At 42.0% G+C, this 19,264-nt stretch carries 18 protein-coding genes and 1 riboswitch; of the genes, 5 read left to right on the forward strand and 13 right to left on the reverse strand.

The genetic code is table 11. The annotated features are described in order from the left end of the window. Positions 1–13: 13 nt before the first annotated feature. The 4 genes from OCU38_RS08450 to OCU38_RS08465 all read right to left on the reverse strand — a co-directional run bounded on the left by OCU38_RS08450 (position 14) and on the right by OCU38_RS08465 (position 4,261). Positions 14–1,486 carry an MATE family efflux transporter gene (locus OCU38_RS08450; protein ID WP_261824265.1) on the reverse strand — a complete coding sequence of 491 codons (1,473 nt, stop codon included), beginning with the start codon at positions 1,484–1,486 and terminating at the stop codon, positions 14–16. Positions 1,487–1,578: 92 nt separating this feature from the next. Then, positions 1,579–2,178: a LysE/ArgO family amino acid transporter gene (locus tag OCU38_RS08455; RefSeq protein WP_261822735.1), complete on the reverse strand. Its 600-nt coding sequence runs from the start codon at positions 2,176–2,178 to the stop codon at positions 1,579–1,581. Between the two features lie 389 nt (positions 2,179–2,567). After that, a complete protein-coding gene (locus OCU38_RS08460) occupies positions 2,568–3,551 on the reverse strand; it encodes a GGGtGRT protein (protein WP_261822736.1) in 984 nt (327 codons plus the stop codon). 17 nt (positions 3,552–3,568) lie between these two features. Continuing rightward, a complete protein-coding gene (locus OCU38_RS08465) occupies positions 3,569–4,261 on the reverse strand; it encodes an iron-sulfur cluster assembly scaffold protein (protein ID WP_021712549.1) in 693 nt (230 codons plus the stop codon). Positions 4,262–4,406: 145 nt separating this feature from the next. Continuing rightward, a riboswitch (Fluoride riboswitch) is annotated at positions 4,407–4,474 on the reverse strand. Positions 4,475–4,691: 217 nt separating this feature from the next. On the opposite strand from OCU38_RS08465, the gene OCU38_RS17070 reads away from it, so the two are divergent. Then, positions 4,692–5,513 (forward strand): MaoC family dehydratase, encoded by an 822-nt coding sequence (locus OCU38_RS17070; protein WP_315972549.1) that lies wholly within the window; start codon positions 4,692–4,694, stop codon positions 5,511–5,513. On the opposite strand, the gene OCU38_RS08475 is transcribed toward OCU38_RS17070, so the two are convergent. Then, entirely contained in the window at positions 5,510–6,514 is a 1,005-nt protein-coding gene (locus tag OCU38_RS08475; RefSeq protein WP_261822737.1) for an endonuclease/exonuclease/phosphatase family protein, read from the reverse strand. The genes OCU38_RS17070 and OCU38_RS08475 overlap by 4 nt on opposite strands. Positions 6,515–6,555: 41 nt before the next feature. On the opposite strand from OCU38_RS08475, the gene OCU38_RS08480 reads away from it, so the two are divergent. Both OCU38_RS08480 and OCU38_RS08485 read left to right on the forward strand, forming a co-directional pair. Then, entirely contained in the window at positions 6,556–7,608 is a 1,053-nt protein-coding gene (locus OCU38_RS08480; RefSeq protein WP_261822738.1) for an aldo/keto reductase, read from the forward strand. A 60-nt stretch (positions 7,609–7,668) separates the two neighbouring features. After that, entirely contained in the window at positions 7,669–8,559 is an 891-nt protein-coding gene (locus tag OCU38_RS08485) for a hypothetical protein (protein WP_261822739.1), read from the forward strand. 72 nt (positions 8,560–8,631) lie between these two features. Here OCU38_RS08485 and OCU38_RS08490 read toward each other — a convergent pair whose 3' ends face one another. Then, positions 8,632–9,504, reverse strand: a complete 873-nt coding sequence (locus OCU38_RS08490; RefSeq protein WP_261822740.1) for a DMT family transporter — start codon at positions 9,502–9,504, stop codon at positions 8,632–8,634. A 156-nt stretch (positions 9,505–9,660) separates the two neighbouring features. Between OCU38_RS08490 and rlmF the strand changes: the two genes are divergently transcribed. After that, positions 9,661–10,632 carry a 23S rRNA (adenine(1618)-N(6))-methyltransferase RlmF gene (gene rlmF / locus OCU38_RS08495; RefSeq protein ID WP_390625259.1) on the forward strand — a complete coding sequence of 324 codons (972 nt, stop codon included), beginning with the start codon at positions 9,661–9,663 and terminating at the stop codon, positions 10,630–10,632. 82 nt (positions 10,633–10,714) lie between these two features. Here rlmF and OCU38_RS08500 read toward each other — a convergent pair whose 3' ends face one another. The 5 genes from OCU38_RS08500 to OCU38_RS08520 all read right to left on the reverse strand — a co-directional run bounded on the left by OCU38_RS08500 (position 10,715) and on the right by OCU38_RS08520 (position 15,955). After that, complete coding sequence (locus OCU38_RS08500; protein ID WP_261822742.1) at positions 10,715–11,995, reverse strand: sensor histidine kinase; 1,281 nt, start codon at positions 11,993–11,995, stop codon at positions 10,715–10,717. Between the two features lie 3 nt (positions 11,996–11,998). Continuing rightward, complete coding sequence (locus OCU38_RS08505; protein WP_261822743.1) at positions 11,999–12,685, reverse strand: response regulator transcription factor; 687 nt, start codon at positions 12,683–12,685, stop codon at positions 11,999–12,001. Between the two features lie 278 nt (positions 12,686–12,963). Beyond that, a complete protein-coding gene (locus tag OCU38_RS08510) occupies positions 12,964–13,710 on the reverse strand; it encodes an ABC transporter ATP-binding protein (protein WP_261822744.1) in 747 nt (248 codons plus the stop codon). Beyond that, positions 13,710–14,792: a FecCD family ABC transporter permease gene (locus OCU38_RS08515; RefSeq protein ID WP_261822745.1), complete on the reverse strand. Its 1,083-nt coding sequence runs from the start codon at positions 14,790–14,792 to the stop codon at positions 13,710–13,712. Before OCU38_RS08515 ends, OCU38_RS08510 begins: the two co-directional genes overlap by 1 nt. Next, positions 14,792–15,955, reverse strand: coding sequence for an ABC transporter substrate-binding protein (locus OCU38_RS08520; protein ID WP_261822746.1), 1,164 nt, complete (start codon positions 15,953–15,955; stop codon positions 14,792–14,794). Before OCU38_RS08520 ends, OCU38_RS08515 begins: the two co-directional genes overlap by 1 nt. Positions 15,956–16,358: 403 nt before the next feature. Between OCU38_RS08520 and OCU38_RS08525 the strand changes: the two genes are divergently transcribed. Continuing rightward, positions 16,359–16,919 (forward strand): ricin-type beta-trefoil lectin domain protein, encoded by a 561-nt coding sequence (locus tag OCU38_RS08525; protein ID WP_261822747.1) that lies wholly within the window; start codon positions 16,359–16,361, stop codon positions 16,917–16,919. 546 nt (positions 16,920–17,465) lie between these two features. Here the strand turns inward: OCU38_RS08525 and OCU38_RS08530 are convergent. Further along, entirely contained in the window at positions 17,466–18,314 is an 849-nt protein-coding gene (locus tag OCU38_RS08530; RefSeq protein WP_261822748.1) for a hypothetical protein, read from the reverse strand. 47 nt (positions 18,315–18,361) lie between these two features. Beyond that, on the reverse strand, positions 18,362–19,264 hold the full coding sequence (locus tag OCU38_RS08535) for a hypothetical protein (RefSeq protein WP_261822749.1): 903 nt from the start codon (positions 19,262–19,264) through the stop codon (positions 18,362–18,364).

Genomic DNA, 19,264 nt, shown 5'->3' on the forward strand with positions numbered 1-19,264 from the left:
TTCTTTTTAGCAGTTATTTTTTCTCAGCTAGCAACTCATCATTTTTCACCAGCTCTTCCATTGCCACAGCGTCATGAGTACAAAATGGCTGCATGTTGACGCAATGCACTCCTTCTTCCAGCTCCTCATCGAAGGTCTCTTTTATCTCAGAAGGTGTTTCGGCATCTAATTGTTGTAAATGAAACCGTAAGGCGGCTAACGCTATCAAGCCAAACACTAGATTTCCCAGTGCTTGACCATACAAAACCCCAAGTGCGCCAAATAACGTCGACCCCAAGTAGACAAAAGGAATAGTGCCTAACGTCGCCTTACCTACATTTAATGCGGTGGAATATAAAGGCCTACCAAGATTATTAAACGAGGTGTTTGCGACAAATTGCGCGCCATTAAACAAAAAGGTAATCGCAATGTAAGTACAAAAAGTTCGAACCAGCAGATCGGCATCGCCAGTAAGGTTAAAGGCATTCACAATTTGCGACTGCAAAAAGAAAAGCACAACACTGACTAATAAGCAGTACACAGTTACCACCAACAACGAATTGCGTAGCGTTTCCTTCACTCTGTCTATGCGCACGGCTCCATAATTTTGCCCGATAATCGGGCCTACTGCTCCTGACAAGGCAAAAATAGCCGCGAACACCACCGGCGTTAATCGCCCCATTACCGCAAACCCAGCCACAAAGTCTTCACCATATTGTGCAATGGCGCTCGTTACAATGGCGTTGCCTACTGGTGTCGCGATATTGGTAAAAATGGCAGGTAATGCAATGGCGAAGATAGCCCGTTGGCTCATTAACCAATGGCGATAGTTAAAACGTCCAACAAGGTTGTGTTGTCGAATCAAAGGAGCCAACGCAAAGGTTAATACGGTCGCGCGGGAGATCACCGATGCTAATGCGGCGCCTTCCACATTCCACATAAATACAAAGATAAAGATAGGGTCTAAAATGGCGTTGACGACCCCGCCCCAAATGGTAGCCATCATGGAACGTTTGGCATCCCCTGCGGCACGTAGCGCCGCTCCTGCTGCCATACCTAGCGCAACTAAGGGGGTACTCGGCAGTAAAATGTACATGTAATCTTTTGCGTGCTCAAAGGCCGCGCCTTTAGCACCGATTAACGTCAGCAATTCAGGAATGTAATAGGTCATGATGCCAGTAATGACGGCGTTGACCAGAAAAGCGGTGACCAATATATTGATCACTAGGTGCTTTGCACCTTGCCTCTGTTTTGCGCCAAGTTCTTTTGAAACTAACGCTCCCATGGCAATTGAAGTACCAATAGAAATAGAGGTTGAGAAAAAGATTAAGGTCCCTGCAAACCCCACCGCTGCCGCCAGTTCCACCTGACCGAGCATACTGATAAACATCATATCGAGCAGGTCGACAATAAATAAAGACATGAGTCCAATGGAACCCGCACCTGACATGGTCAGTATGTGCTTCATTGTCGAACCCTGTACGAACTTCGCTTCCTGCTCTGCCACCATCACTCCTTGGTCTGTGCTTATACCAATCACAGTAACGCCGCCACCAAGTAGGTTTACCCGCTAGCATGACTCGTTATGCACGTTCAGTATTAGTTTCTCAATAATTCAAAGGCCAGTAGTAGCATTGTCACCCCTACTAAACCTTCAAGTACTTTCCAAGTATGGGCTTTTTTGAAGTAAGGGGTTAATAATCTTGCGCCATAACCCAAACCAAAGAAGAAAATAAACGAAGCGCACACAGCGCCGAAGCCAAATTCGTATTTATCTACGCCATATTGGGTAGATACAGAACCTAGAAAAACTAAGGTATCAAGATAAACATGCGGGTTTAACCAAGTGAACGCCAAACATACGGCCAATGTTTTCGTTAACGAGGATGGCGCTTTCGCGGTAGGATCAAGTGTGTGTTTATTGCGAACCGCCGAGCATAGACTGCTCAGCCCATACACGATTAAAAACAAGGCTCCGGCATAACGGGCAATATCTTCGACTTGCGGGTAGGCTTTCACCACTACTGAAAAGCCCGCAACACCAGCAAAAATCAATAGTGCATCAGAGCAGGCGCAGACCAAGCACACCCAAAACACATGCTGACGCATTAAGCCTTGCTTAATTACAAAAGCATTTTGTGCGCCAATAGCCAAAATAAGAGAAAGCCCAATCGAAAGTCCGGCGAAGAAAGGCGACATAAACGTATCCACAAAAACCAAAATGGTGGATAACTTTACAGTTCACTTGCATAAATAGCAATTTAAGGAAAAAGGCTTTAGAAAAGAAAAAGAGCAAACCCATGACTATGAGTTTGCTCTGAATGCCCACAGGTAAAAAGTAATGAGCGGTATCACTTTTTATCCATAATACTGACTAAATACTGTCCCAGTATGAGGATAGTGATTAGCCAGTCGTTATTATAAATATCAATCTGGCGATAGACATCCACTTATAAATTTGGGCATATAATCAATTTAGGTAAGTTCATAAACTAAATTGACATTAGACCGGAAGCTAGCCATGTGTCACCGCAATGCCATGACACAATTAAGAGGTATGGAGCAGCTAGCCTCCAGAATTTTAGTACTTAAGCGCGTTTCGCTTTAAGTGCTTCATCTACCGCTACAGCAAGTGCTACAGATGCACCTACCATTGGGTTGTTACCCATGCCGATGAAGCCCATCATAGCTACGTGAGCAGGTACAGAAGAGCTACCAGCAAACTGAGCGTCAGCGTGCATACGACCCATAGTATCTGTCATACCGTAAGATGCAGGACCTGCAGCTACGTTATCTGGGTGTAGAGTACGACCAGTACCGCCACCTGAAGCTACAGAGAAGTATGATTTACCTTCACGGTTACATTCTGATTTGTAGATACCAGCAACTGGGTGTTGGAAACGTGTAGGGTTAGTTGAGTTACCAGTGATACTTACGTCAACACCAGCGCTACGCATGATAGCCACACCTTCACGTACATCATCAGCACCGTAACAATCGATTTCGCCACGAGGACCTTGAGAGAAACGACGACGTTCTACTTCTTTTAGCTCGCCAGTATCGTAATCAAATTGAGTTCTCACGTAAGTGAAACCATTGATACGAGAGATAAGGTAAGCCGCATCTTTACCTAGACCATTAAGAATAACTTTTAATGGAGTAGTACGTGCTTTGTTTACGTTAAGTGCGATTTTGATTGCACCTTCAGCTGCCGCAAATGATTCGTGACCTGCTAGGAAAGCAAAACATGTGCTTTTTTCGTCAAGAAGACGAGCCGCTAGAGCACCGTGACCGATACCAACTTGACGTTGGTCAGCAACGCTACCTGGTTTACAAGATGCTTGTAGACCTTTACCGATAGCATTTGCCGCTTCGATAGAAGATTTGCTGTCTGTGAATAATGCGTAAGCCGTACCTAGTGTGTATGCGTCTACTGCACTTTCAAAAGCGATAGGCTGAGTTCCCATGACTTGTTCACGGGTATCAATGCCGAATTCTTTACAATAAGCAGCCGCTTCTTCTAAAGATTTTAAGTTCATTTCTGCTAATAGAGCTTGAGTTGCGTTGTTCATGATTCAGTCCTCTTCGCTTACTGTTGACGTGGGTTGATAGTTTTAACAGCTTCTGCAAAACGGCCGTATTGACCACTTGCTTGAGCTAGTGCAGTTTCTGCATCAACGCCAGCATCAAGTGCTTTCATGAACTTGCCTAGGTTCATGTATTGATAACCGATAACTTCATCGTTTTCATCAAGACCCATTTTAGTCACGTAGCCTTCAGCGATTTCCATGTAACGAACGCCTTTAGCTTTAGTTGAGTAGCTTGTACCCACTTGGCTACGTAGTGTTTGACCTAAATCTTCTAGCGCTTCACCTACTTCTAGACCGCCATCAGAGAATGCAGATTGAGTACGACCGTAAGTGAACTGAAGGAAGATTTCACGCATTGCTACGTTAATTGCATCACACACTAAGTCAGTGTTCATTGCTTCAAGAATTGTTTTGCCTGTAAGAATTTCAGACGCCATAGCTGCTGATTGAGTCATGCCTGAACAACCGATAGTTTCGATTAGCACTTCTTCAATGATGCCTTCTTTAACGTTTAAAGTTAGTTTTGCAGCGCCTTGTTGTGGAGCACAACCGCCCACACCGTGGCTTAGGCCAGAAATTGCAATAACTTCTTTAGGGTTAATCATGCGGCCTTCTACTGGGATTGGAGAAGAAGCATGTAGGTCGCCACGTTGAATTGGGCACATTGATTGAATTTCGTTTGTGTAATGCATAGTGTTTTCCGCTCTAACAAATGAATTAAGCTTGGGAAAACAGTGAAGAATGGGCAGAATGAGAATTGAAGATACACCCTACCAAACCGAGTACCATAATAGTACTAGCTACAATTATCCTAAGATAAATACGTCACTGCTTTCGATTTTAGTAGGAGTCATCAGCCAAAGATTTGGCGGTTAAGTAGGTGGAACCCCATCACCTGTGCAACTAATTTAGGTCATGGCACATTTGATAACAACATATTCATATGAAACCTAACATTACTGCGATGGAATAAGATATTCACAAAAGTTTGCGCTCAAACAAACTATTCTTTAAACCCTTTACTGATCAACTAGATACAAATTGAAAATAATGGGTAAAAAACAGATAAATTCGCAAATTGGTCCATAATTAACCGAGTTAGCCAATGTGAGATAAAAAATAATGTCACGGACAAGCATCAAATATAAGGAATTACCCAATTCCCTTTCTCTAATCAGTAAGACTTTATTTAAATCTCAAACCAATATCGAAATCCCTTTACTCAATTTAACCCTTCATGAATTTAACTTTAAGCCGGCACATCTTGCTCACTATCAGCAATATTGTGGTTTTCCAGCAGAGCATTTCCCTCTGCCTTATCTTTTTGTTGCCAGCCAAAAAGCGCAACTGGCTTTATTAAGTGACCCACGCTTTCCTCTAAAAATATTGGGACTTATTCATACCCGCATCCATTTTTTCCAAAATGATGCCATAGTGCCAAGCACTTCGTTAGACATCACAGTCGCAATTGGTAAAGTAGAACACAAAGATCGCGGCATTGAATTTGAGTTACAGGTGCGATTTTTAGACTCAGGTAAGGTGGTATGTGGTTTTGACAGTCATTATTTTTCTATCACTCACCTGCAGCGCGCCAATAAACCAGCGCCAATACTAGAGCAATACCCTAGCTATCAAATGATAGATACCTTATCGTTTTCCGAACCGGATGTACGCGGCTATGCCAGAATATCCGGCGACTATAATCCAATCCATTTGCATCGAATTACCGCAGCGCCATTTGGCTTCAAACACCCTATCGCACATGGGATGTATTTATTAGCTCGCTCTATGGTGTCACTGGAAATCAACCCAGCCTCAATTGCAGTGCAATTTAAACGTCCTGCGCTATTGCCAACTCACACTCAACTGCTCAAAGATGGACAGCAAGCGGTGTTACTCAATGCTCAAAACAAACCGCTATTAGATTTACAATGGCGTACTTAACATTGTTCTGTAAGGGTCACTGTGACTACGCCATGATCGCTCGCCATTCGGTCAATGGCATAGATAGGGTTGATCAAATGACTATCCGATACTGAGTACTCACTTACCTCATATAAGCAAGAGGCGCTAGCGCGATCAAACTCTTCGGATAGCAAGACATAATCTAATACGTTGCCTTTAGCGCCATAGTAGTGAGTGGGAATGGGCTCTATTGGTGTAGCTAATAAACCTTTGGCATCTTGCAGATAACCGCTACTCGGTAACAGTTGCTCATCCAAGGTGAGAGTTGAAAACTCGGCGCTATGCAAATCTCGATTAAAATCGCCTAGCAATATCTGCGGATAACCTATTTCACCTTTGCGCTCTGCCATAAACGCACTTAAAAAACGCGCTTCTAGCCCGCGTTGCATGGTTGAACGCCAGCGCTCTACTTCTAATAAGTGTTCATTGGGCACAGTCAATGCTTTGGGTCTTTGAGACTTAAAGTGCACCACGAACACATCCACTTTGCCTATCATGGGAATTTCAATGACCGCATGTAGAGGCGCGCGACTAAATGCAAAACCAAGCTCTTGGCTAGCAAGGGCATCGGCGACAACAGGGTTAGCACTCACTATCGGGTAACGTGACGCTATGCCGACAACAGGCTCTGAATAGATAAACTCATCTTCTATTGTTGGTTCATCGATCACCGAGAAATGACGGTACCCTAACTCCAGCAATTGCTCTTGTAATGGCAAAGGGCTAAAGATCTCTTGAAAGCCAATAATATCAGCATCACTGAGTTTGATTTGATCGAACGTCCAACGCTGTTTGTCCTGCCACTGCTCTATGCTGTAGATGTTTTCAAAATCGTAATACGCCCCTGGCGGGCTAAGATAATTGAACAAATTAAAGGTGCTGATCTTGAACTGATGTAATGCCAAAGTGTCTTTGTCCATGTGGTAAGCACAACGCATACCTTCACGATAACCCAAGTTACTGGTTTCGGCGAGTTTCATGGAGTATCTTAAATAGATAAACAGGATAAGGAGAGATCGAAATGGAGTATGCCAAACTTGGCCATAGTGACCTGCAAGTATCACGTGTCTGCTTAGGCAGCATGACTTGGGGCGTGCAGAACAATCAACAAGACGCCGATCTGCAAATTAACCATGCGCTAGAACAAGGCATTAATTTTATCGATACCGCAGAAATGTATGCCATTCCTGCAACCCCTGACACCTACGGTAAAACAGAAACTATTATTGGCGACTGGATTTCACGTCATCAAGCGCAGCGCCAAAACACCATCATTGCCACTAAAGTGGCAGGCCCAGGTATGCATTGGGTGAGAGATGGCGGCCCAATCACCGCAGAGGCGGTGATTCAATCGGTAGAAAAGTCTCTACAACGCCTACAAACCGATTATATCGACCTTTATCAACTGCACTGGCCAAACCGCACCTCACCGCACTTTGGCAAGCAGTGGCCTAATACCTTTAGCTTTGATGAAGTAGACGTAACCGCGCAGCGTTCACAGATGTTAGAGATTTTACAAGCCCTGCAAGAGTGTGTCAGCGCAGGTAAAATTCGTCATTGCGGACTGTCTGATGAAACCCCTTGGGGAATCAGCACTTATTTGGAGCTAGCCAAACAACACAGCCTGCCAAAAATGGTCTCTATTCAAAATGAATTTAGCTTGCTATGCCAAAAAGACTGGCCGTATTTAATTGAGCATTGTCATCACAATGATGTCGCTTATTTACCTTGGTCACCGCTGGCTACTGGGCTTTTATCAGGCAAATATGCCAATGGCGCTCGCCCTGACGGCTCTCGCTGGAGCTTAATGAACCCAAGCAGCATTTATCGAAGCAGCGACCTTGCCCATGAAGCTGTGGCGCAATATAGCCAAATTGCGCATGATTTAAATATCACTCCTGCACAGTTAGCGCTGGCATGGTGTAACAGCGTGCAAGGGGTGACTTCAAGCATCATTGGCGCGACTAACTTGTCTCAGTTAAAAGAGAACATTGCTGCGTTTGATATTACCCTTGATGAGCAAGCGTTAGCCCGTATTACGCAGGTCATTAAACAGTTTCCGGCACCTTATTAAACGCCTATCCATTAAAGCCCGAATGGCTGGGTACGCCCAGCCTTTACACGAGATTTATCCATGAGTAACGCTATCAGCCTACCGCCACCTGCGCCCATTTCTGCTAAGTCACATCGCATTTTACTGAGTATTATTGCCGTGGCTCTGACTCTGGTTGCTATCTTTAATCTTGCCGATCACTACACCCTGCTCAAACTTGATGAGTCTATCGACCAAGGGCTGATTGCCTTTGCTTCGGTACGTAGTATCCATGCCATAATTTCAGTGCTACAAGGCACAGAAATTAATGTGCCCGTGGTAACGCTAAGCGTCGGTGAAATTCTCTCGCCTGCCACAGAGATACTGCAATCAACTTCTGGTGTGCTCACCACGGCCCTTGCCTCCCTTGGCTTGCAACGTATTTTGTTGGATGTATTTACCAATAAAATCGTCAACATCACCATTGCGCTAAGTGCCATTAGTTACCTAGTCACGCTGTGGGTTGTGCCAATGGCGCGCTTTACCAAATACACCCAGCCAACGTTTTTTATTTTGTGTTTTACGCGCTTTTTATTGGTAGGCACATTGCTCCTCAACAGCATGGCCGATACCTTGTTTCTCAATGAACAAACCGAGCAAATCACGCAACAAACGGACTTTATCGCCACTGATTTACATCAGTTTAATCAAGATCTAATGAGCGGTACCTCTTCTGATGCCACAGAGCAAGACGACAGTTTTATGGGTAGCGTAAAGCATACCTGGGACAGCGTAACCAATGGCTTCTCTGACACCAAAAAAGATCTACAACATAAATTTGATGAGCTAAAAGTGAAGACTGAATCTTTAGTGGTCAACCTATTAAAGCTGATTGCCATGTTCGTGTTAAAAACGATTTTGATACCGATTGGCTTCTTGTTGCTATTGAAGAATTTGTATTGGGGATTGATTCGTCGTATCTCAGTAGTATAACCGGATAGAGTGATACATTTAGGGCCCTATAAATTAGGGCCCTTGTTATTTTTTACGCTCAATAGCCTCAAGCTAAGCTTCAGGAACCACATCCAATGGTTTGGCTTTTCTTTTCCAACGAATTGGCATTAAAGGCACCACAATCATTGCAATGCCAATGGCAGTAAGGGTATCGGGGATTTCATCAAACCACATAATGCCAAACAGAGTCACAAACACTAAGCCTGAGTATTCAGCCAATGCAATTTGGCTTGCAGGCGCTTTTCGATAACCAATCACCACTAATGCATGGTAGCTGAGCACAAACACATTAATGGCGGTGATCCAAAAGATATGACGCATATGAATTTCAGACCATTGCGGTAACGCCAATAACAAAGCGCCCGGTATCGTTAATGCCGTGGTCCAAAACAGCGTCGAAACCACTGACTGCTGCTTGGGTAACCGCTTAATTAAAATATTACCCACCGCCATTGCCAGCGCACTGCCTAAAGCAATAATCGCCGCCCAATGAAAATGCTCTGGTCTTAACACCACCAGCACGCCTAAAAAGCCAATACCTGTGGCGATGATTTTTTTCAGCGGTGGTACTTCTTGTAAAAACACCACAGACAAAGGCAGCATCATCAAAGGCGCGACATAAAACATCGCATTGGCCGTAGCTAACGTTAAGTGAGTAATCGCTACCATAGCGCAACCACTGCCAATTAAAATGAACTGCGCGCGCCAAAAGTTGATCTTACCACAACCTTGCATACGCTCTGCTTTGGGCAGTCGCCACCATAACGGCGCAATAATCAACAAGCTCATCACCTGACGAATAAAGACGTACTGAAACGTCGGCACTTCGCCATTGAGCACTTTCAGTGAGACATCAGACAAAGAGGCTAAAAAGTTAGCAAACACCAAAAGTAAAATTGCCTGAGAGACATTATTAATGCGCATAGAACCTTAACAGATAACAACCAACAAAAGACGCGCGAAGATACCAGTGTTTAGCGAATAAATCCAATTTGTATGACAAGTACGCAAACAGAGATCTGCGCTCATTTATGCGATAGGCTCATTATGTTAAGGTATGCCCTGCTGGACTAACACCTAATATTGAGTATCGACACCTTGAACAAAAACAAAGCACATCCACCAAAGCATGCAGTTAAAGCTGGGCTACACCCTAAAAACAAACATCATGGTCGATACAATATTGATGCGTTAGTTAAAGCACTACCTGCGCTAAAGAGTAAAATTGTTTTAAATCCAAAGGGTGAGAAAACCGTTAATTTTAGCGATCCTGATTCGGTGCTTATGCTCAACAAAGCGCTATTGGCATTACATTATCAAGTGCGTGTTTGGGATATTCCGCAAGGCTATTTATGCCCGCCTATTCCCGGCCGCGCCGATTATGTACATCGCCTCGCCGAACTGCTAGAAAAGACTACTGAAACCATTAAGGTGCTTGATATTGGCACTGGTGCTAGCTGTATCTACCCGATCATTGGCGCGACCGATTATCAGTGGCATTTTACCGCCAGTGATGTCGACCCAGTATCAATTAAAGTTGCCAGTGAGATTGCGGCGCAGAATCCGCATTTATCAGGAAAGATCACGCCCAGATTGCAAACCGATGCTAAACATATTTTCCAAGGTGTCATTAAAGAGGGTGAGTATTATCACCTAACAATGTGTAACCCTCCCTTTCATAAGTCGCTAAAAGAGGCGCAGTTAGGCACGCAAAGAAAAGCCAGCAACCTTGCCAAAAACCGAGTGAAACGTGGCGCTCAAAGCATGAATGCCAAAGCCTCTGCACTAAAACCTCAGCAAAAAGGACTTAACTTTGGCGGACAAAAAGCCGAGCTATGGTGTCCCGGCGGAGAAGAAGCCTTCATCAAAAACATGGCCAATGAAAGCGCATTGTTTAAAGACCAAGTGGGCTGGTTTAGCACTTTGATCTCTAAAAAAGAAAACGTTTCTAGCATGAAGAAAAAACTCACTAGCTTGAAAGTCAAAGAGATCAAAGTCGTCGAAATGTCGCAAGGACAAAAAATCAGCCGCTTTATCGCATGGCGGTATTAGTCGCTCGGTATTAGTCGAGCTTGAGAGCCTAGCTACCACTGATAAACTCAACATCACAGCGCTGTCCTACAAACTCTGCGAGTCACTTTAGAAAATGTGTACTTTGTGGGTGATTAAAATGAATTTCTACACGTCGTCCATCTGACAGCGTTTCATTTTTATAATACCAGCCATATTGTTTGATCAATCGGTCAGTCAATTCCAAGCCAAGGCCAAACCCTAAGTCATGTTGGTTATCATTATCTGAATAATTATGATTGGTAATAAGTAAGCTTTGTTGTTTTTGTTCAATAACAACATCACCTTCATAAGTATGCTGAAAGGCATTACGAATAATATTGGTAATTACGATTCGTCCCAAGCCAGGCGGTATACTTAGCATTGTAGAATCATGGCTTATACTGACGTTAACGCTCTTACCTTCCAATAAATAGCGCAGCTCAGATTGAATTTGAAACACCAAATCACCCAATACAATCGATTCTTCAGCAAGCTGTTTGTGTTCTTGACGATTTAGCCACAGCAAGGTTTCAGTTAGATCTGTCATAGTAAAGGAAGCACGGCGGATCCTATCCAATACTTGCAGCTGTTTATCCGTATTGATGCCTCGTTCAATCATCTTTTGTAGCAATTCGGCATTACTACGAGTGACTGCGATGGGCGTGCGCAGTTCATGGCTAGCATAACCTAAAAATTCTTTTTCGCGGGTGACGCTTTCTTGTACTGAATTCAAACTGGATTCAATGATCTCTGCTAATACGTTTAGCTCACTGTATTGAAAGTTGGGCGTGGGTTCGTTTTTCTGCTTTTTATCCAGCCTTTTTGCCCAGTTACGCAGCTGACGAACGGGCTCTGACACCTGCTTAAGCATGATAAGCAGTATCACGCCAAATAGGGTAATTGCTGCTAGCGCAAACAGTAAGATATAAAGAAATTTAGGACGTTCTTCGGCTAACGAACGCTTCACATCGCTATCATCAAAAGAGATAGAGATATAACGAAGCTTGCCATCACGCTCTAATTTCATCAAAAAGTCGCGAACAGAGGGGACTTTCAAAATAGGGATGCCGTCAATTTTCTTGGCTAACTTCCCATTTTCTAGATGAACGTCTTTAAAGCGATTTTGTATCAATTCTGGTAAATCTTGCCAACGCGTTGCAATCGTCATCTCTTGCACTTGATAGGGCTTACCATCTTCTGCATCAAATTCGAATGCTTCTGAGCGCATGAAGGTGGTTAATGAAGTATCCAATCCATAAAAGAAATAATTTACCGCTACCGTAGACATGCCTGCCACCAGCAATGTGCCGGATAAAAACATGGCAACAACGACATACAATCTTAGGCTAGCGCGAATTTTCATACGTTAGTTGCTCTCTCGTCGAAGCGCAAAGCCTTGCCCAATAACGGTATGAATAAGTTTGTTGTCTGACTGGCTATCTACTGCTTTTCTAAGATTAAACATATGCACTTTTAAGCTATTGCTGTCTGGCTGATCATCACCCCATACCACTTGCATCAGTTTTTCACGCTTAATCACATTTGGTGTATTTCGCATTAAAGCAGCCAGTATTTTAAAGCCGGTTGGAGATAACTTTAAGCTCTCCCCTGCTCGAGTCGCTGTTTCTGCTTTAAGGTCGAGCTCTAAGTCGTCCACGGTGAGTTTATTGACTTCCCCGCTGCGACGACGTGACAACACCTGTATGCGCGCCACTAATTCTTCTAACGCGAACGGCTTCACCAGATAATCATCCGCGCCACTGGAAAAACCTTTCAGTTTGTCATCCAGAGTATCGCGAGCAGTGAGCATTAGAATAGGAATATCATAGCCTTGTGCTCGCAGGTTTGAGCATACTTCTAGGCCATCCATTTTGGGTAGGTTTAGATCTAAAATGACCGCATCATAATGATTCTCTTTGATCATATTCAGGCCAGATAAACCATTGGTTGCGTAGTCACAAGAGATAGAGTCCAACTCTAAATAATCAATAACCGCTGTCGCCAGATCCAAATCATCCTCGACCAACAACAACTGACAATTTTCTAAACCCATAGTGACCCGCTTACCTTTTATTATTTGTAGAGAAATGTACTGCAATGGAATGTATCCCAGCGTACATAGCATTAACTTATCTCTAAACTGGTTAATCCTAGGTTAAGGCTAAAAAGCATGCGCCTCAAGGCGAATCCAAGATTATATGTAAGATATGGGAAGCGAGATTCTGCTCCGGCTAGTTTCAGGCAGAAACTCAGCGGAGCACTATATTGAAGGGTGGCGATGACTGTTTTAGAAAAACAATGTCGCCTATGTGTGACTATTTCCGCTTGGGGTTAGTGACGCACCACAACGACAGGATGATCTTCAAGTTGGATAACTTGCGAATTAACATTAAACACATCTTGAATCAGTTGTTGGTCGATGATTTTTTTCGGTTCGCCATAAATAAACAGCTGACCATCATGTAATGCCGCCACTTTATGCGAGTATTGAATGGCTAAGTTTAAATCATGCACCACCATCAATACGCAAGCCTTGTTATCTACTGTATAGCTTCTCACGTATTCCAGCAGTTTTAACTGGTTGCTCATATCTAATGCTGAGGTTGGCTCATCAAGAATCAGCACTTTCGGCTGATTGATCACCGCTTGTGCCAATCCAACCATTTGGCTTTCACCGCCAGAGAGCTCAGTACACAGCTTGTTGGCAAGGTGAATAATGCCCACTTTCTCTAACAAAGCTAAGGCTTTTTCGGCGCTGTGCGCTCGGGTAAAAAGTGAGCTGACACCCACGTGCATAGTCGTAATTAAAAGCTCTACCACAGTGATGCTGGCCGAGATCCTATGATCTTGCGGTAAATAACCAATATCACCCAAAACTAAAGGTTTATCATCCAGAGTCACAGACTTGGGATTTAAGCGAATCAGCTTAGTCATTTGCTTTAATAGCGTTGACTTACCTGCCCCATTTTTACCAATAAGTGAAACCATTTCTCCTGAATGAATTTCAGGGATACTCAGATCATTTAAAATTGTGTTACCAGCAAAAGATACGGATATATTGCTAATTTTAAGTCCCATTAAAATCTGCCGCCCTTTTTGATGATTAAGTAAATAAAGAATGGAACACCAATGATTGACATCATTACCGTTAACGGAAGAATTTGCCCCGGCATAATCGATTTACTGGCAATGGAAGCCACTTCAAGTAATACCGCGCCAAGAAGTGCGGATGCCGGCAAGAAATAGCGTTGATCTTCGCCCAAAATCATTCGCGCAATATGCGGAGCGACTAAGCCCACAAAACCGACCGCACCGACAAAGGCCACCGATATTGAGGTAATTAATGACACTAACAGCAAGGTCTTGTTGCGCAGGCGATTTACATTGATACCCATAGACTCTGCGCGCTCTTGACCAATTTTAAGTGATGATAGCTTCCATGAATCTTTCATCATAATCACCAGCACCGTTGGGATTAAAACGGCTAACACTATGATTTTTTGCCAGCTGCCTCGATCTAACGAGCCCATTTGCCAAAAGACTAACGTTTGCAATTGAGTCTCTGACGCTGAGTACTGCATCATGGTCAGCATACCGTCGTATGCAAACATGATGGCTACCCCAAATAACATCACACCTTCAATTGAAATACGCTTCATTGATGAAATGCCCGCAATCAAAAGCGTTGTTAATAAACACATAATGAATGCCATCGTCGCAATTTGATATTCCACAGGAATAAACGGCACCGCCACAATATTCATGATCACCAGTGCCGCGCCAAAGCCTGCTGCCGCAGAAACACCAAAGGTATATGGGTCAGCCAGTGAGTTGTTCAAGGTGGTTTGCATCTGTGCGCCCGCAAGTGCCAGTGCTGCGCCAACAAATGGCGCCATCAGAGACATCGGCATGCGAATATCCCAGATGATAATTTGTGTGGCTAAATCGCTATTCTTAGGATAAAAAATACCATTAAGTACTTGCGATAAAGTTAAGCCCTGCGAGCCAATTAATATATCGGCCACCAGAAAAACGATACTGAGTATAAAAAACACGCCCAACATGGTGACTTTTTTACGCTCACGGGTGCGGTGAAATGCCAAGGCACTTTCGGCCTCACTTCCTATACTCGGCGGCGCAGTTTTCTGTCGTGGGTTCACTATTGTATAACCTTAAAATTATCTTGGCCGAAGATGCCAGTCACGGTGCGGTTAGCTAATGTTTGATTCATCTCTTCAAACGTCTGCTCAGGATTTAAATCCTTAAATTGCTTTGGGTAAAACCATTTTGCGAAATACTCTAAGGCCACAAGATTGTATGGCGAGTTATAAAACGGCATATAGATAGAGTAGACCTGTTTGTTCTGATACGCAGGAGTCGGTCTCATCCAAGTGCGTTGCAATAGCTTATTCGTTGCCGATTTGATGGCGTCTTTATTTGGATTATAACCAAGCGGGATCCCCGCTTTCGGATCGCCATTTTTATCCACCCAACCTGTGGTTTGCATAATATAGATATCAGGCTGAGCAATGATGAGGCTTTCCGCAGACATGTTCCCAGAAAATGCGCCTTTTAAAGGCTTATCCGCAATATTGACCGCCTTTAAAAATGGAACGTAGTCGCCCATGTTACCTGCAGAAAATGTTTCGCAGCATGATTCACGTTTACCCGCAGAGCGCTCAATAAATACCTTCTTGTTTAATTCACTGGCAGGCACTTTGGCAAGACCGGCTAATAAGTTATCTAAGTGTTTCTGATAGTAAGCTGCAAACTTCTGACCTTGTTCATGACGCCCGACCGCTGTCGCCACACTCGTTACAGACTGCACCGTATTTTTAAGTGGGTTTTCACGAAAATCCACCACTAACACTTTAATGCCCGCTCTCTCTAACTTATCAAACAAGCCTTCTTCTTCTGCCAATTTCACATTCACGATATCGACAATGAATAGATCTGGCTTGTCCTTCATTTGGATGAAACGCTCAGCATCAAACTCACCCGATTTAATTTTGCCTAATTGCGCTATATTTTTTAGCTTTGGGTAATCTTTAACATAACTGGCATACATGCTCGGCGCAGAAGTACGCATATCATCACGCCACGCCACTAAATGTGCAGCCGCATCTTGTTGGTAAACGATGTCTAATAGCGGAAAAACTCGACCGGTTGAAATGGCAATATTGTTAGGCTCATGATCGATGGTGATAGTTCGCCCCGCAACATCAGTGACGGTAACAGGAAACGTATCAGCCAAAGCTGCTGGGGAAGAAAGTAGGCACGCCAAACCAGTGACTAGTAAGCGCATAACAATAGAGTTTTTCATAATGATTTGCATTCGCCTTGCGGGGTCAGACTGGGAATGATAATCACTTTCAATAAATTTGTAAACATTTGTAATTATATGATGCAGATCAATCAAAGTTTGCAGAGTTTTCAACAAATCGGGAGCTAGGCGGTTTTTTGTAAAGAAAAACCGCATCGAATATCACAATAGAACTAAGACTTATATTGCCAACAAACACTTAGCGCAAAAAGAAATGTAAATTTGCGGTAACACTCACACAACATAAAACCAGATTATTAATCAGTAGCCCACAATATAAATTCTGCTATCGTTGCAAAATCTAGCTGCAGATCGAATTGCTTAACACTCTCATTTAACCGCAATCCGCACGCTATGGAATAAGCCACTTTTATCACCATATTTATTGTTTAAAGGGAACTCTATGAACACTTCCGTTTGCAAAATTTCAGTCTTATCTCTATTTATCTTATTTACTGGACATGCATCAGCAAAAGCGCTCAACATTCCAACACAAGCCCCCTACATTGCACTAAGCCAAAACTTAGACGAACCCAACGGATATGGTTTTTGCCTAGATACATTCGGCCGCGGCTATTCAGAACTGATGCACACCCACACCTGTAAGCCACCATCAAAAGATAAAGACGCGCCAAGAAACAACTCAAGTAATGACGCTCGATTTGAATACGACACCCAAACCAAACAAATCCGTTCTTACGCCTACGAAAACCAATGTATGCAAGTGCTCTTGGCAACCGGGAAATCAGAATTCGCCCTACTAGAATGTAGCGACCATCCACACCAAAAGTTTGATTACAATAAAGAAGACAAAACCATCAGGTTGGATGTGGATCAAAACCGCTGTCTATCTATCGACACCAAAACCATTAAAGCAGGGCCTTGGGTTAAGCGTACATTGAAACTGACTGAGTGTGATAAAACAGAGGATTCGTTGAAGCAATGGGATGTTGTGGCGAGCTAAAAGCTTAATAGGATGACTTAGTCTTATAATTGATATTATTTTAAACATCTACCTACTACATATTCACAGGTGAGAATTGCTTATTCTTACTTATGATTTGAACAACAACATATACATTAATACTATGTTGTTGTTCAAATCAGATAAAGGGTCCACTATCCTATGGAACTTATGTTAGTTTCAAATAGGATACCTATCCCTAGAACTTATTTCATTGCTTTGATGTTTTTACTAGCACCTCACCAACTCGAGCATTTAACGTCTCAAGCTCAATGTATCGCTAGTTAACCCTTTATATAGAAACATTACTATCTATGGTAATAACGGCCGTGAGGCTCCACAAAAGACTTCAGACCTATTGAATCAATTACTAAATAAGAAGTATAGTCCTAACACGTTACGATTGTAGTTTTGCGTTACCATGTTTCAATAGCAGCGCCTTCAATCCAAACATCACCATATCTCTACTAAATTAAATAATATCTCAGGACTGAGGAAAGGTTCAATTGATTTAGTTGACAACAGTCGCTACTACATAAAAGTAATTCATTGAAGAGTAAATGACATAATCAAAAAATTAAAAATGGGAATTAAACCGAAAACACAGCAAGAACAAAGAAATAACCATCCAAAGAAATACGATTTACTAAGTCCATATGAAAATAATATTCTAATTGTGTCTCTTGATGATATATTAATAAAATAAACCATGCCTGATGACAAAGCAACAACAATGACAATAACAAAGAGTAGAATAATAAACCTAATCTCTTTAACTAATTCATACATTTTGTTTTTTAAAGAATCCAACTCAAATAAATTATAAAATCTTGTAGGGGTGTAACCATGTAATCTATTGAATTCATTAATATTATTTACAAGATCATAGTTACCCTTCTCTTTCTTAAATAATAAAACAGGAGAACCTACTAACCTAATTGAATTATTACAAATCATCATATTTAATGAATCACCATATCTATGGTTAGGGTAAATGATAACGTTATTCATATTAATATTAACTTTATCATTTGAACCCTTAGCCTTAAAAGAGACATATTTGTAATTTTTAAGTAATGCGAACAAGTTTGCATTCATCATTATTTTCTGGGAATCGGAATTACAATAATAAATTATAGGTGATATAGAAAAACCATTTGCACCTTCAACAATAATGGCTAGCTTTTCTTTTTGTCTAGAGGCATATAGCCCAACATTAAGTTTAGAGTGTATATTTTCTATAATATCAAACGACGGACTTGTTAATATTGAAACATAGCCGAACATACTATACTTTTCTAAAGTACTAATTTGATAATCGTTTATTTTAGTTATAATTGAAATACTTACTAAAGAAATGACAGAAGTAATAAATAAAGAAACAAAAAAGAACATATAACTTTTCCTCTTTTGTTTCAAAATTATTTTAAAAAGTAGCTTAATCAAAATGATTCAATTTTCTTGCCTAATGAATGACTAAATATGCTTTTTAGAATAGTCCCTGTAGCTCCTGAAATATAGTATGGGTTACGATCCCAACGGAACTCAGAGACTTCGCGCTGGGCAACACGAACTTTACCTATTTCAGCTTCATTAAAAAATAGCAGCACATTCATCTCCATAACATACAAAACACCATGACGTTTTGGAGTAAAAATTGTACTAAATACGCTATGCAATGGAACTGGTTGAACGTTATTATTATAGTCAACTGGCACAAAGCATTTGTCTAAAGTTGTTAAACCAGATCCAAGAGTAACGGAAAATTCTTTGCTTTTTCCATACCATCTAGCTTTTTTACCCGTAAAAAATGGATTATTTTGATAAATACTACACACATCAATAAAAGCAGAAGTTGCTATTTGTTCAATATTCATAGACGGCTGCAATTTATCTTTCACATCAGATATTTCTAGCATTGAGTCATCAAAATCGATATCAGTCCCAACGGGATCGGTACTACTAGTTCCTTGAAGGTTTAGCTTAGACCGCTCAATTTGTTGTGAAGCTATACTAGCTATAGTCATACTAGCTAACTGAAATATATTCTCACCCCTACGCTCTTGGTCTGCAAATCTAGGATAACTATCAGCGCTGAAACTACGAATATTTGCATTCACTTGTTCTTTCTTCAAAAGTAATTGCATATTCAATATTTGAGAACTATATCCTTTATGGATAGCAAAACGAGTGCGCTTCAAAGACCTTGCGCTATTGACGCCTTCTTTTAGCACAATCATATTAAATGAACCTTGGATTGATGACAAAAATTTAGATATTGTAATATTATTAGATGCGTACGCATTGACATTAAATAATAGAGTCAAAAGCAAAAAGTATTTCAT

The organism is Vibrio neonatus (assembly GCF_024346975.1).
Lineage (GTDB): Bacteria > Pseudomonadota > Gammaproteobacteria > Enterobacterales > Vibrionaceae > Vibrio > Vibrio neonatus.

Coding starts and splice junctions, on each gene's coding strand:
- OCU38_RS08510 (WP_261822744.1), bottom strand. CDS start 13,710: ATGGGACTTAAAATTAGCAATATATCCGTATCTTTTGCTGGTAACACA.
- OCU38_RS08465 (WP_021712549.1), bottom strand. CDS start 4,261: ATGCATTACACAAACGAAATTCAATCAATGTGCCCAATTCAACGTGGC.
- OCU38_RS08460 (WP_261822736.1), bottom strand. CDS start 3,551: ATGAACAACGCAACTCAAGCTCTATTAGCAGAAATGAACTTAAAATCT.
- OCU38_RS08485 (WP_261822739.1), top strand. CDS start 7,669: ATGAGTAACGCTATCAGCCTACCGCCACCTGCGCCCATTTCTGCTAAG.
- OCU38_RS08525 (WP_261822747.1), top strand. CDS start 16,359: ATGAACACTTCCGTTTGCAAAATTTCAGTCTTATCTCTATTTATCTTA.
- OCU38_RS08490 (WP_261822740.1), bottom strand. CDS start 9,504: ATGCGCATTAATAATGTCTCTCAGGCAATTTTACTTTTGGTGTTTGCT.
- OCU38_RS08480 (WP_261822738.1), top strand. CDS start 6,556: ATGGAGTATGCCAAACTTGGCCATAGTGACCTGCAAGTATCACGTGTC.
- OCU38_RS17070 (WP_315972549.1), top strand. CDS start 4,692: ATGTCACGGACAAGCATCAAATATAAGGAATTACCCAATTCCCTTTCT.
- OCU38_RS08520 (WP_261822746.1), bottom strand. CDS start 15,955: ATGAAAAACTCTATTGTTATGCGCTTACTAGTCACTGGTTTGGCGTGC.
- OCU38_RS08530 (WP_261822748.1), bottom strand. CDS start 18,314: ATGTTCTTTTTTGTTTCTTTATTTATTACTTCTGTCATTTCTTTAGTA.
- OCU38_RS08455 (WP_261822735.1), bottom strand. CDS start 2,178: ATGTCGCCTTTCTTCGCCGGACTTTCGATTGGGCTTTCTCTTATTTTG.
- OCU38_RS08535 (WP_261822749.1), bottom strand. CDS start 19,264: ATGAAATACTTTTTGCTTTTGACTCTATTATTTAATGTCAATGCGTAC.
- OCU38_RS08505 (WP_261822743.1), bottom strand. CDS start 12,685: ATGGGTTTAGAAAATTGTCAGTTGTTGTTGGTCGAGGATGATTTGGAT.
- OCU38_RS08500 (WP_261822742.1), bottom strand. CDS start 11,995: ATGAAAATTCGCGCTAGCCTAAGATTGTATGTCGTTGTTGCCATGTTT.
- OCU38_RS08475 (WP_261822737.1), bottom strand. CDS start 6,514: ATGAAACTCGCCGAAACCAGTAACTTGGGTTATCGTGAAGGTATGCGT.